13 protein-coding genes and 1 pseudogene are annotated in these 14,053 nt (G+C 32.6%); 10 read left to right on the top strand and 4 right to left on the bottom strand.

Going from position 1 to position 14,053, the window contains the following annotated elements:
• The first annotated feature begins 24 nt into the window (after positions 1-24).
• Genes HMPREF3265_RS03330 through HMPREF3265_RS03360 form a run of 7 tightly spaced genes read left to right on the top strand, consistent with a single transcriptional unit; the run spans position 25 to position 5,949 of the window.
• Entirely contained in the window at positions 25-2,427 is a 2,403-nt protein-coding gene (locus HMPREF3265_RS03330) for a DUF4040 family protein (protein ID WP_070861014.1), read from the top strand.
• Complete coding sequence (gene mnhB2, locus HMPREF3265_RS03335; RefSeq protein ID WP_011276533.1) at positions 2,414-2,839, top strand: Na+/H+ antiporter Mnh2 subunit B; 426 nt, start codon at positions 2,414-2,416, stop codon at positions 2,837-2,839. The genes HMPREF3265_RS03330 and mnhB2 overlap by 14 nt, the downstream gene beginning before the upstream one ends.
• On the top strand, positions 2,836-3,186 hold the full coding sequence (mnhC2, locus tag HMPREF3265_RS03340) for a Na+/H+ antiporter Mnh2 subunit C (RefSeq protein ID WP_011276532.1): 351 nt from the start codon (positions 2,836-2,838) through the stop codon (positions 3,184-3,186). The genes mnhB2 and mnhC2 overlap by 4 nt, the downstream gene beginning before the upstream one ends.
• Positions 3,176-4,675 (top strand): Na+/H+ antiporter Mnh2 subunit D, encoded by a 1,500-nt coding sequence (mnhD2, locus tag HMPREF3265_RS03345; RefSeq protein ID WP_070861015.1) that lies wholly within the window; start codon positions 3,176-3,178, stop codon positions 4,673-4,675. Before mnhC2 ends, mnhD2 begins: the two co-directional genes overlap by 11 nt.
• Positions 4,672-5,154 carry a Na+/H+ antiporter Mnh2 subunit E gene (gene mnhE2 / locus HMPREF3265_RS03350; RefSeq protein WP_070441982.1) on the top strand — a complete coding sequence of 161 codons (483 nt, stop codon included), beginning with the start codon at positions 4,672-4,674 and terminating at the stop codon, positions 5,152-5,154. Before mnhD2 ends, mnhE2 begins: the two co-directional genes overlap by 4 nt.
• On the top strand, positions 5,151-5,453 hold the full coding sequence (gene mnhF2, locus HMPREF3265_RS03355; RefSeq protein WP_011276529.1) for a Na+/H+ antiporter Mnh2 subunit F: 303 nt from the start codon (positions 5,151-5,153) through the stop codon (positions 5,451-5,453). The genes mnhE2 and mnhF2 overlap by 4 nt, the downstream gene beginning before the upstream one ends.
• Positions 5,428-5,949 carry a Na+/H+ antiporter subunit G gene (locus HMPREF3265_RS03360; protein WP_070441980.1) on the top strand — a complete coding sequence of 174 codons (522 nt, stop codon included), beginning with the start codon at positions 5,428-5,430 and terminating at the stop codon, positions 5,947-5,949. Before mnhF2 ends, HMPREF3265_RS03360 begins: the two co-directional genes overlap by 26 nt.
• A gap of 492 nt (positions 5,950-6,441) precedes the next feature.
• Here the strand turns inward: HMPREF3265_RS03360 and HMPREF3265_RS03370 are convergent.
• The 3 genes and pseudogenes from HMPREF3265_RS03370 to HMPREF3265_RS03380 all read right to left on the bottom strand — a co-directional run bounded on the left by HMPREF3265_RS03370 (position 6,442) and on the right by HMPREF3265_RS03380 (position 8,901).
• Positions 6,442-7,047, bottom strand: a pseudogene (locus tag HMPREF3265_RS03370) (FMN-binding negative transcriptional regulator).
• 274 nt (positions 7,048-7,321) lie between these two features.
• Positions 7,322-7,561 (bottom strand): DUF3923 family protein, encoded by a 240-nt coding sequence (locus HMPREF3265_RS03375; protein WP_070861017.1) that lies wholly within the window; start codon positions 7,559-7,561, stop codon positions 7,322-7,324.
• 98 nt (positions 7,562-7,659) lie between these two features.
• Positions 7,660-8,901 (bottom strand): ArgE/DapE family deacylase, encoded by a 1,242-nt coding sequence (locus tag HMPREF3265_RS03380; RefSeq protein ID WP_070861018.1) that lies wholly within the window; start codon positions 8,899-8,901, stop codon positions 7,660-7,662.
• A 381-nt stretch (positions 8,902-9,282) separates the two neighbouring features.
• Here HMPREF3265_RS03380 and HMPREF3265_RS03385 point away from each other — a divergent pair, with 381 nt between their 5' ends.
• Positions 9,283-11,325: a cation:proton antiporter gene (locus HMPREF3265_RS03385; RefSeq protein WP_070861019.1), complete on the top strand. Its 2,043-nt coding sequence runs from the start codon at positions 9,283-9,285 to the stop codon at positions 11,323-11,325.
• A gap of 171 nt (positions 11,326-11,496) precedes the next feature.
• Positions 11,497-12,144, top strand: a complete 648-nt coding sequence (locus HMPREF3265_RS03390; RefSeq protein ID WP_070861020.1) for a metal-dependent transcriptional regulator — start codon at positions 11,497-11,499, stop codon at positions 12,142-12,144.
• Between the two features lie 70 nt (positions 12,145-12,214).
• Here the strand turns inward: HMPREF3265_RS03390 and HMPREF3265_RS03395 are convergent, their stop codons facing one another.
• Entirely contained in the window at positions 12,215-12,958 is a 744-nt protein-coding gene (locus HMPREF3265_RS03395; protein WP_070861021.1) for a M50 family metallopeptidase, read from the bottom strand.
• Between the two features lie 218 nt (positions 12,959-13,176).
• On the opposite strand from HMPREF3265_RS03395, the gene tarA reads away from it, so the two are divergent.
• A complete protein-coding gene (tarA, locus tag HMPREF3265_RS03400) occupies positions 13,177-13,941 on the top strand; it encodes an N-acetylglucosaminyldiphosphoundecaprenol N-acetyl-beta-D-mannosaminyltransferase TarA (RefSeq protein WP_070861022.1) in 765 nt (254 codons plus the stop codon).
• Positions 13,942-14,053: the final 112 nt, after the last annotated feature.

Raw genomic sequence — 14,053 nt, forward strand, 5'->3', positions numbered from 1 at the left:
ATTTCAATGAAAAGGAGGCTTTTGATGAGCTTAGTATATTTACTAGGTGGACTAATAGTTATTATGTTAATCGTCTTAATGACGTTGTTTATTAAGCCATTGAGACGGTTCGCTGGATATATTGCTTTGTTAGCGCCTATTTTAGCTTCGGGATATTTCTTAGCTCAAATTCCTAATGTTCTACATGGAAAATTTGTAGAATTTAAAATTCCATGGATGCCCGCTATTGATGTTAATCTAGATTTTCGATTAGATGGTCTAGGATTAATGTTTGGATTAATTATCTCCATTATAGGGGTGGCAGTATTCTTTTATGCTACTCAGTATTTATCTGTTAATATAGATAACTTACCGCGTTTCTTCTTATATTTATTATTATTCATGTTTAGTATGTTGGGTATTGTAGTCTCAAATAATACTATCTTAATGTATGTTTCCTGGGAATTAACAAGTGTATCGTCATTCTTATTAATTTCATACTGGTATAGCAATGCCGAAAGTCAATTAGGCGCCATTCAATCATTTATTATCACTGTTTTAGGTGGTTTAGCCTTATTAACAGGATTCATTATGTTGTATATCATTACTGGTACAAATACGATTTCAGAATTACTTACTCAAAGTCATAGCATTAGTAAACATGCTCTATTTATACCAATGATGATAATGTTGTTAATAGGTGCATTTACGAAATCAGCCCAATTTCCATTCCATATTTGGCTACCTAAAGCCATGGCTGCACCAACCCCTGTAAGTGCCTATTTACACTCAGCTACTATGGTTAAAGCTGGTATCTTTTTACTATTTAAATTCACGCCTATCTTAGGTTTAAGTGATAGTTATATTTATATTGTTACTTTTGTAGGTTTGATTACAATGATATTTGGCTCTGTAACGGCCTTAAGACAATATGATTTAAAAGGTATCTTAGCGTATTCAACAATTAGCCAACTAGGAATGATTATGTCGATGGTTGGTCTAGGTGGAGGTGTTGCGCAACACTCATCAGGTCCAATGTCAGAGACGTATACATTAATTTTATTCGCCGGTTTATTCCATTTAATGAATCACGCAATATTTAAATGTGCTCTATTTATGGGTGTCGGAATCATTGATCATGAAGCTGGTACGAGAGATATTCGCCGACTAAGTGGAATGCGTAAATTCTTCCCGAAAATGAATTTAGTTATGACACTTGCTGCGTTATCAATGGCAGGTGTGCCGTTGTTAAATGGTTTCTTAAGTAAAGAGATGTTCTTCGATTCTTTAGTTAGCGCAATCGAACTTCAACAATTTGGTTTAACGTTAACGATTATTGTTGTAGCTATTGGTGTTATAGCAAGTATCTTTACTTTTGTGTATGCAGTTTACATGCTTAAAGAAACTTATTGGGGAGAATTTGATGAAAAGAAAGTGCCAAAGAAACATATTCATGAACCTTGGTTGTTCAGTTTACCTGCAATAATTTTAATGGTTATGATACCAATCATTTTCTTTATTCCCAACTTTTTCACTGAGCACTTAGTATTGCCGGCACTACGAAATGTTACCAATTTGGGTAGTAGCGTAGATGCAATAGCACCGCATGTTTCTCAATGGCATGGTGTTAATTTGCCACTCATTTTTAGTGTGATTGTTATTATAGTTGGTCTCATTGTAGCGTTAAAAGTAAACTGGAAAGCTATTACGCATCAAGTCATTAAATATGCTTCTATTACAAATTCTTATCGCAACGTGTATCGAGGATTTGAACGTTATTCAGGTCAAATGATTCGAGGTTTAATGAATAACAGATTAAACCATTATAATATTATAACGGTTCTTATTTTCTCTATATTAATTGCATATGGCATATTCCAAGTAGGTTTGCCAAAGTTACATCAAATAGAAGTTTCAGAATTTGGTCCATTGGAAGTTATTTTAGGCATTATGATTAGTGTTGTCGGTATAGCGTTAGTGTTTATTCGACAACGTTTAACAATGGTTATTTTAAATGGAATTATTGGTTACAGTGTTGCATTATTCTTCTTATTAATGAGAGCACCAGATTTAGCGTTAACTCAATTAGTAGTAGAAACAATTACGACCATTCTCTTTATTGTAAGTTTCTCTAGATTGCCAAATATCGCTCGTACAACAGCGAATATGAAAAAAGAAGCAATCAAAATTATCGTATCATTTATTATGGCTGGAGCCGTAGTAACGCTCATATTTATTGCGCAACAAGGTGATGGTCTAGAGTCAATTTCTAAATATTATACGAATGCCTATGAATTGACTGGTGGTAAAAACATTGTAAATGCTATTTTAGGAGATTTCAGAGCCTTAGATACAATGTTTGAAGGTATCGTCTTAATTATTGCCGGTTTAGGTATTTATACATTATTACATTACAAAGATAGGAGGGGCCAAGATGAAAGAAAATGATGTTGTGTTAAGAACCGTTACTAAAATCGTCGTATTTATTTTATTAACATTCGGCTTTTATGTTTTCTTTGCGGGACATAACAATCCTGGTGGCGGTTTTATAGGTGGTCTTATCTTTAGTTCGGCCTTTATCCTAATGTTCCTAGCTTTTGATGTACATGAAGTATTAGAAAGTTTACCTATTGATTTTAAAAAGTTAATGATTGTTGGTGCCATAATCTCAGCACTTACTGCAATCGTTCCGGTTTTCTTTGGTAAATCGTTCCTATACCAAAGTGAAGCATACATCCATTTTCCATTATTAGGTGAATTACATGTAACGACAATTACATTGTTTGAATTAGGGATATTGTTAACGGTTGTCGGCGTCATCGTAACAATTATGTTGGCCTTGAGTGGTGGTAAATCATGAATTTAATATTATTACTTGTGATAGGATTTTTAGTATTTATAGGAACGTACATGATACTATCACTCAACTTAATTCGAATTGTTATAGGTATTTCGATTTATACGCATGCGGGAAATCTAATTATTATGAGTATGGGTCATTATAGTAATAAGATGACGGAACCTTTAATTCACGGTTCTAATACTAATTATGTGGATCCATTATTGCAGGCTATTGTTTTAACTGCAATCGTTATCGGATTTGCAATGACTGCCTTCTTACTAGTATTAGTTTATCGAACATACCGTGTTACTAAAGAAGCAAATATTGATGTATTAAGAGGAGAGGAGGATGAAAATGAACAGTAATTTATTAGTCCTTCCAATCCTATTACCATTGTTATGTGCATTAGTCCTTGTTTTTACTAAAGAAAAGAACAGGCTATCTAAAATTTTGTACATTGGAACAATGTCTGTTAATACAATTATTTCATTATGTTTATTGATATACGTCTTACAACATAAACCCATTACGCTTGATTTTGGTGGTTGGGCAGCACCTTATGGTATCCAATTCTTAGGTGATTCACTGAGTTTAGTTATGGTTACAGTGGCGTCATTTGTTGTGACACTCATTATGTCATACGGATTTGGTCGTGGGGAAGATCGTGTTAATCGATACTACTTGCCTACTTTTATCTTATTCTTAACAACAGGCGTTATTGGCTCTTTCTTAACATCTGATTTATTTAACCTGTATGTTATGTTTGAAATCATGTTACTAGCTTCATTTGTATTAGTAACGTTAGGACAATCTGTCGAACAATTAAGAGCAGCCATTATTTATGTTGTACTGAATATCGTAGGATCATGGTTATTCTTGCTAGGTATTGGTTTATTATACAAGATGGTTGGAACATTAAACTTCTCACAAGTTGCTTTACGTTTAGATCAAATCCATGATAATAAAGCGATTATTATTATTTCAATTGTATTTATAGTGGCCTTTGGTTCGAAAGCTGCCTTAGTACTATTTATGTGGTTGCCTAAAGCTTATGCAGTGCTTAACAGTGAACTTGCCGCTTTATTTGCAGCGTTAATGACGAAGGTAGGTGCATATGCACTCATTCGTTTCTTTACACTTCTATTTGATCAACATACGGGTGTGACACATCCATTGTTAGTATTTATGTCATGTATCACAATGCTTATAGGCGCTTTCGGTGTTATTGCATATCGTGATATTAAGAAAGTGGCTTCATATCAAGTTATATTATCGATAGGTTTTGTCATTTTAGGTCTAGGTTCCAATACCTTTGCAGGTGTACATGGTGCTATCTTCTATCTAGCGAATGACATTATTGTGAAGACAATGTTGTTCTTTATTATAGGTAGTTTAGTTTATATGTCTGGTTACCGCGAATATAAATATTTATGTGGATTAGCTAAGAAAGAACCATTCTTTGGTGTTGCATTTGTTGTTATGATATTTGCGATTGGAGGCGTACCGCCATTTAGTGGTTTCCCAGGAAAAGTACTCATCTTCCAAGGTGCGATTGAAAATGGTAACTACATTGGCTTAGCGTTAATGATTATCACAAGTCTATTAGCAATGTATAGTCTGTTTAGAATTTTATTTATTATGTACTTTGGAGACAATGATGGTGAACAGGTTGATTTCAATCCACTACCTAAGCACCGTAAAACGATTCTGGGTATTTTAGTAGCAGTCGTACTTGCAATGGGTATTGCAGCGCCAGTTGTGATGAATGCTACTGAAAATGCAACAAAATTGAATATGGATGATAATTATTTCCATAGCATTGTCAATTCACATTTGAAGGAGGGGAATAAATGAGACAAGTTGTATTGAACATATTAATCGCATTTTTATGGGTACTGTTTCAAGATGAAGACTCATTTCAATTCTCTACCTTCGTATCTGGCTTCATCATTGGTTTAATCGTAATTTATATATTACATCGTTTCTTTGGGCAATCTTTTTATCCTAAGAAGATATGGATTGCTATAAAGTTCTTAGGTGTGTATTTATACCAATTAATTACTTCTAGTATTAGTATTATTAATTATATTCTATTTAAAACGAGACATATGAACCCTGGGTTATTAACATATGAAACGAATTTAAAAAATGATTGGGCAATTACGTTTTTAACTATTCTAATCATTATTACGCCTGGTTCAACAGTTATTCGTATTTCGAAGACTACCAATAAATTCTTTATACACAGTATAGATGTTTCAGAAAAAGAAAAAGAAAGTCTGCTTAAAAGCATAAAACAATATGAAAACTTGATTACGGAGGTGTCACAATGATTGAAACGCTCACGAATTTTTTTATTACAAGTGCATTAGTATTATTTGGCATAGCGTTTATAATTGGATTATTCCGTTTAATCAAAGGACCTACTACAGCTGATAGGGTTGTGGCATTCGATGCTTCCAGTGCTGTCATCATGTGCATTATAGGTATAGTTAGTGTTATTTATAATACTGTTTCGTTCCTTGATTCCATAATGCTTGTTGCAATTATTTCATTTGTAAGTTCTGTATCTATTTCTAGATTTATAGGGGGAGGTCGAGTATTCAATGGCACAAATAAACGAAATCATTGATTTGATTGCCGCTTTCCTCATATTTCTAGGCAGTATCATTGCCGTCATTAGTGCAATTGGAATTGTAAAATTTCAAGATGTCTTTTTACGAAGTCATGCATCTACCAAGAGTTCTACGCTATCTGTCTTACTAACATTAGTGGGTGTATTAATTTACTTTACGAATGAACAAAGCTTCTTTAGTGTTAGATTATTATTGTCAATTGTTTTTATTAATTTAACATCACCGGTAGGTATGCATTTAGTTGCCAGAGCAGCATATCGGACAGGTGCATACATGTATCGCAAAGATGATGCACTAAGTCGATCTTCCATTTTATTAAGTTCTAAAGAATACAATTCTACAGAAGAACTTAAAAATCGAGCTCGAATTCGAGAAGAGCGTCGTGAAAAAATTTATTACGACGTTCAGAAGCAGCGACAGAAAGAAAAAGAAAAACAGCAAGAAGAAAAAATCGAAAGTTTATCAGAAACTAGAAGAGAAACTAAAGATTGATTAAATCAATGAGATTGAACAAGAATGAGTAATAGTTAAGACTACTACTTTGAAATGCTCAATCTCATTTTTTTAAATTTATATAAGAGACCAGTGTCATTAACACGGTCAATATACTTAAATAAATGTAAAGAAGTAGGAAAGGTATGGGGGATGTAGCGATTATAAAATGAATAACCAATAATAAGATTGGCGTTATTAAACTAAGTAATAAAAATAATAAGTACATATAAGACCAGTGTTTTGTTGTAAAAAGATAAAAGATTTCTAAAAGCCATATAATCGGAAATAAAATTGGGTACGCAATTATAGATGGGACAAACACAACCATTTGTGCCAATGCATTCTCGCTTTCAAGTTCAGACAATGGTGGCAGAAATAATGTCCAAAAGAACAAGGTTGCAATCATTAGTACAAAAGACCATATAAGAAGAACTAATTTAAATTTATTCATAATAAATGACTTCTATATAATATGACATGAATTTGATTCTAATTCGTATCTATTTCTTTAGCTAAACTTTTATGCATCGTGTTACTACTATCTGAAAGGTGTCTTGTAATATTCTCTCTGTCTTTTTGAAGGTGATTTTGACTCAATTTGTATGAAGCTTCAATTTTGTTAATCTTAACTTTAAAACCAACAATGCCGTGAATTTGTTGCTTAGTTTGGTCAGAAATATTATTCCATATTATGCCATTATCACGATGTTGTTCATATTTATACAGCAACTTGGATAAATCAGTGATAAGCGTTTCTTCATCTAATAGCTCACCACAGCCATAAGTATGTACAATTTGATAATCCCATGTTGGTACATCCTCTGTTTCATACCAAGTAGATGAAATATAGGCGTGCGGACCGTGAAATATCATAAGTATATCTTCATTATTTTTAATCGATGTCCATTGCTAATTTTTCTTAGAAAAGTTTCCAGACACATATAAATGATTATCGTGTTCCTCGACGATAACAGGTAAATGCGTGGCTATTGGTACAGAATTGTCAGTAGTGATAATGGTAATGAAATTATGTTCTATCATAAAGTGCTTAATTTGTTTGAAATCCTTCATTTCATAATATTTAGGAACATACATTCTTTACACCCCTTATTTAAGATAATAAGTATATTAAAAGAAGACAGTTGTATTTTTATATTATTTGTTGAATCATACCCTATTTCTAATGATTTAAGTAAATTCATAAGAAAAAATTAGTGAAACAATTTAAAATATAAAAGGGAAAATGTAAAAAGAAGAGGGTTCAGAACAAGGTTGATTAAATAAAAAAGAAGAGGGAGTTGGACATAATGTTTAGATTCATGCCTTAATCCCTCACATCTACTTAATTTGCGTTAACTTAGTAAATAATCTAAATTGTTGCTTGTTTGTGTTTTGAATAAATGAGATTAACAATTAGCCATACTATTTGTATCAAGAATGGAATTAGATATGCTAATCCCAATACAGCAATATTAATCCATTTGACTTCGGTAGTTTGTATAACACCTGCTGCATCTGCAGATCGTTGCCAAAGTAAAAATGCAAATCCTAAAAAACTTAAAACTTCAAACACACTTATTATCCACCAAAAAATCCATGAAATTTTCATGATATCCTCCTATGAATGTAAGACTCAACTAAAGGATAACATACACGTTTAAATATAAAGTTTTCTCAGTATAAATATTAGTTTAAGATGATCGCTAGTTACTTATATTCCTTTAAATAAGTTATAAGCAATTCCTTATAGTAATCGATAAAACGAAGATATTTCTCTTTTTCGACATATTCATTTATTTGATGAGGTACTGTTCCTGGTCCAAACATTAGGAAAGAAAAGTGTTCATCTTTATCGCGCAATAAATTGGAAGCATCTGTTACACCAACGGTTGGTGATGCGACAATATCCTCTCCAAATATTTGTTTAGCTACGCGTTGCCCAATCTTAATTAATTGATTATCTCCAGTTGTTAATACTGGATCTAAATCTAAGTATAAATCTTCTTCTAACTGTCCGCCTTGCTTATTAACTTCTTCTAAATACGTTTTGAATAGTGATTTAACTTTTTCGTTATCATATTCTGGAATCGTTCTAATATTAAATTCAGCAGTTGCAGTATCAGGAACTGAATTGACTTGGTTCCCACCATGTAAAATAGTATTGCTAATAACAAGTCCAGAAATCACACGTTCAACTTCTTCTTCATCTAAATTGTTTTCTTGTTGTAACTGTGATTGAATGTGTTTGATAAGATGTGAGAAATTTAGCTTTTCGCTTTTTAATTCTTTCGAAATACGTTCATATTCTGTATCGATATCTTGTATAAATTGAATTAATGGTTTAATTGCATTAAATCCTACGACAGGTACAGAGCTGTGTGCGGCCTTTCCTTTAGAAGTGATTTTATAATCCATTGATCCTTTATGAGCATAAACAATATTCGTTTCAGATGGTTCGGCAATTATCAAAGCATCAACATTATTCATATAACCTTTCTTATACAATTGTGCGGAACCAAGTTGTTCCTTTTCTTCGCCGGCAGTTGCCATAAATTTTATCGTACCATGAGGTAGTGCATCATTCTCTTTCAACTCAATCATCGTAATAGCTAAAGCCATAAGTCCAGATTTCATGTCTGAGGTACCACGACCGAATAATCGATTATCTTTTTCAGTCATTTGAAATGGTGGATAGTCCCAATCGTTTTGATCACCTTCCGATACAACATCCATGTGACCTGAAATTGCAACAACTGGACTACCACTCCCGACTCTAGCAATTAAGTTAGCACGTTTACCTTCAATAACATCAATTTCTGTGTTAATATGATGCGCTTCAAATAAGTCCTTCAAATAAGTTGCAACTTCAATTTCATTATCATTCACCGAATTAATTTCTACGATACCTGATAATAATTTGAGTTTTTCCTTTTCTGAAAATATATTCATAATTTTAACTCCTTAAAATAGAATTGTTATACGGTTAAAATTTTAGTAAAGATTAAAAATACGTCAACTAAATTAATCTTCCGTTTATAAAAGAAGAGGAAGTACCGCTATTTCAATCCATTACTGAAGTTTATTGTAATAGGGAATGAAAAATGTATGTATGGTTTAGAAGTGAATTATAGTGTCTTCAATTTAATTAAAATAGATTAGAAATGAATGCAAGTTAGTTAATTCATTGTAACTTTAATGGTAAAATTATAATTAACCGATTGTGAGTTTAAGATGTATTTTATCAGGATATAAATAGACATAAAACTTATTTTTATATTAGGCAAGTCTTATTTCTCCAATTAAATATGAAGTATAAAATGGGGTGGAAGTTTGGAAATATTTGAAACGATTCTCATATTTCTAGCAGTAGTTATTGTAAGCTCCTTTGTTCATACTTTTTTACCCAAAGTGCCTCTGGCATTCATTCAAATTGCTTTAGGAATGCTCCTCTTTTTAACGCCAGTACCTGTAGAATTTAACTTCGATTCAGAACTCTTTATGGTAGCAACGATTGCACCGTTACTTTTTGTGGAAGGTGTTAACGTTTCGAGAGCTCATTTACGTCGTTATATTAAACCAGTGATGTTAATGGCTTTAGGACTCGTTATTACAACTGTTATTGGTGTAGGTCTATTTATTCATTGGATTTGGCCGACACTTCCTATTGGTGCAGCTTTTGCCGTAGCCGCAATATTATGTCCAACTGATGCTGTGGCAGTGCAAGCTATTACAAAAGGTAAGGTTTTACCTAAAGGTGCTATGACTATCCTTGAAGGTGAATCGTTACTTAATGATGCAGCAGGTATCATCTCATTCAAAATAGCGGTAGGTGTTTTAATTACTGGTTCATTCTCATTATTTGAAGCGGTGCAACAATTTCTAATCGCGTCAATCGGTGGTGCGATTATTGGTTTACTTATTGGTATTGCGCTTGTTAGATTCCGTTTAACACTTACAAGACGTGGCATAGAAAACATTAATATGTTTACTTTTTTACAACTATTAACGCCATTTGTTACCTATCTTGTTGCTGAAATGTTTCATGCGTCAGGTATTATTGCTGCCGTTGTAGCAGGTTTAGTACATGGTTTTGAACGTGATCGTATCGCTCAAACACGTACTCGACTTCAAATGAGTTACAATCACACTTGGAACATTCTAGGATATGCATTGAATGGTTTTGTTTTTTCAATATTAGGATTTTTAGTTCCAGAAGTAATTGGAAATATTGTAAAGACTGAACCACACAATTTATTGTTCTTAGTTGTGATAACAGCACTCGTTGCGTTAGCGGTATACTTATTTAGATTCATATGGGTGTATGTGCTCTATCCTCTATTCTATTTATCTGTCAGTCCTTTCCAAAAATTAATGAATGAAGACGGAGAAGACAAGAAGAAAGAGAAGCCACCTAAACGAAGCATGTATGCCCTTATCATGACACTATGTGGCGTGCACGGAACTATTTCGTTAGCAATTGCATTAACATTACCATACTTTTTAGCAGATCATCATGCGTTTACATATCGTAATGATTTACTATTTATTTCATCAGGTATGGTTATTATAAGTCTTGTGATTGCACAAGTTGTATTGCCGTTTGTAACATCTAGTGCACCTAAGGCTAAGATTGGAAGTATGAATTTTAAAGAAGCTAGAATATATATTCTTGAACATGTCATAGATTATTTGAATCATCATTCATCATTTGAAACAAGTTATCGTTATGGTAATGTTATTAAAGAATATCACGATAAATTAACGTTCTTGAAATCTGTTGAAAAGGATGATGAGAACTCAAAAGAACTCGAAAGATTACAGAGTTTAGCTTTTAAGGTTGAAACGAAAACGTTAGAACGACTTGCCGATGATGGTGAAATAACTGCGAGTGTATTAGAAAACTACATGCGTTATGCAGAACGTACACAAGTGTATCGTCAAGCGTCATTGATACGTCGTATGATTGTTGGTGCGAGAGCTGTACTATTAAAACGTCGTATACGTACACGTACCAATGCGGCATCATCATTAAGTGTTACTGATAACTTAATGGAACTTTCTAAAATTAATAAGATTGTTCATTATAATGTTGTGAGTCGTCTTGTAGATGAAGCGAATGAAGATAACAAATTAGAAGTTGGTATGATTTGTGACGGTTATCTTATGAGAATAGATAACTTATCGCCATCTAATTTCTTTAATACGCGTGCCGAAGATTCAATTACGAAGATAAAATTAAATGCTTTAAGAGAACAACGCCGTGTTTTATCTAATTTAACTGACGATGGAGAGATTACTGAAAGTACGGCATTGAAATTAAGAGAAGCGATAAACTATGATGAAATGGTTATCGTTGATAGCTTAACTGACTAACTTAATAAATATGATTGAAGATATAATAGAGTGTGGTCGGGATAATGAATTCAAATGGAATTCTATCCTAGCCTCACTTTTTTATTAAGGTACGGTTTGTTTAAATAAGGTGAATAACATTCGTTATCAATTCATGATACAATAAAGTGAATGTATGGGTGAGGTGAAATGATGTTAACTGAAGAAAAAGAGGATTATCTAAAAGCAATATTAGCCAATGATGGGGATACATCCTTTGTCTCAAATAAAAAGTTATCTCAGTACTTAAATATAAAACCTCCTTCAGTTAGTGAAATGGTTGGACGCTTGGAAAAGGCTGGTTATGTTGAAACGAAACACTATAAAGGTGTGAAACTCTCAGATGAGGGCTTGAAACATACGTTGGATATCATTAAGCGTCACCGCCTGTTGGAGTTATTTTTAATAGAAATTTTACAATATAATTGGGAAGAAGTCCATCAAGAAGCGGAAATCTTGGAACATCGCATTTCAGATTTATTTGTAGAACGCTTGGATAAGATACTTGATTATCCTGAAACATGTCCACACGGTGGTATTATCCCTAGAAACCAGCATTTTGAAGAGAAATTCACGGTATCTTTATTAGAATTTGAACCTGGTGATAAAGTGACGATTAAGCGAGTGCGTGATAAGACCGAACTTCTGGTATACCTTTCTAGCAAAAATATTTCAATTGGAAATGATGTTGAGATCGTAACGAAAGATGAAACAAATAAAGTAATGATTGTGAAACGAAATGATATTGTAACGATACTAAGTTATGATAATGCAATAAATATTTTCGCAGAGCATGTTTAAATCAGATAATAAAATCTCCAATAAAAGGTTCAATAATACCTTTTTATTGGAGAGTTTTTGAATGAATTTATTAAATTGTAAAGATAAGCATTAAGTATATCGATAATATGTTAATCGCTATCCATAATGTACTGAATAAGAAAGTTGGTATGCGTGTAAGTTCTGTCAATGTGCGTCCATCCCAACTTGGAATTGGTCGCTGAAAAGTCAGTTTGAATATCGTCCAACTTGATTGTAAAACTTCACCTAATAAGACACCTAGTATAAGGTGATAAATAAATGTGACTAGATAATAAAATAATAATTGATTATCATGTTGTACTAAGAAGTATAGAAGTGCAATAAATATAATTAGTACAATGATAGGTGATAGTTTGCGTGATGTAAGCATTAAAAAATAAATGAAAATGATGATATAAGCGCTTAAGAACAAACTAGGGTGACCATAATACGCAGCACTTAGACCAATTAAAAGCATTAATGGAGGCATAATATAGCCACCTAGAGTAGTAATGAATTGTCCAATGAGCCCCTTGGATTGGGTAATGGCATAGCCTTGTTGCATCGTTTGAAGTCGTTCCGAAGGCCGTGTGATGATGACTAAATCTTTTGCGCGTCCACCACTGATTTTATTGAATAATACATGACCGAATTCATGTGTAAGTACAGGAATATAGTTTAAATAAACATCTAAATATTGATTGAATTGACGATGTCTATTTTGATGAATCATAATATAGATAATTGCTATAATACAGATTAAATATATATTTAAATTAATAGTTGTAGTAAAAAAGTTTTCTAAATAGATCATAGTTGACCTCGTCGAGTGTAAGATTATAGTATTTATTATAAAGTAAATTTGATGATTTAGCGTTTAGACTTTAGATGTATCTTTTAATGAGAGAACTAAAAAAAGAAGATAAATCATTTGAAAATATATGTAGACAGCTACATAGTTATTTATTATGATTCTATTTTCATATAATATATGCATATGAAAATTGTTTAGACAGTAAGGAGATTACTTAAATGCATGATCAAAAAGAGACAACAGCGACTAAAGTGGATATTTTAGGTGTTCAATTTAATAATGTAACCATGTTAGATATGATTGAACATGTCAAAACATTTTTCACACAAGAGACTGAGGATAATTTGTTTATCGTGACAGCTAATCCAGAAATCGTTGATTATGCGTCAGAGCATAGTACTTATAAACAGTTAATTAATAGTGCGGATTTTGTTGTCCCAGATGGCACAGGTGTTATTAAAGCATCAAATCGTTTGGGAACACCGTTGAAACGACGTGTGCCGGGCATTGAATTAATGGAACATTGTTTAAAGATTGCCCATACAAATTATCAAAAAGTATATTTACTTGGTGCTAAAAATGAAGTAGTCACACTAGCACATAAAAATTTACAACACAAATACCCTCAGGCGCAATTCAATTACCATCATGGTTATATAGATTTAAATGATGAGACGGTAATCAAGCGCATAAAACGTTTTAATCCTGATTATATATTTGTAGGAATGGGTTTCCCTAAACAAGAAGAGTGGATTCAAAAACATCGACACACCTTTAAAAGAACTGTAATGATGGGTGTGGGCGGCTCATTTGAAATATATAGTGGCACAAAAAAACGCGCCCCTAAACTATTTATTAAATTAAATATCGAATGGGTATATCGTTTATTAATCGATTGGAAACGTATTGGACGTATGCGTAGCATTCCTAAGTTTATGTTTAAAGTTTTTAAAGTACAACGAAAAATGAAAAAGCAAAAATAAGTAGCTAATCTGATACTAATTATTTTAAATATGAAGAAGGCGGATTCAAGTCGAGAGGACTGAATCCGCCTTTAAAATTTTGGCTCTATAATAAATTGGACTGATGACTAAA

The organism is Staphylococcus sp. HMSC62B09, from assembly GCF_001839115.1.
Classification (GTDB): domain Bacteria; phylum Bacillota; class Bacilli; order Staphylococcales; family Staphylococcaceae; genus Staphylococcus; species Staphylococcus haemolyticus.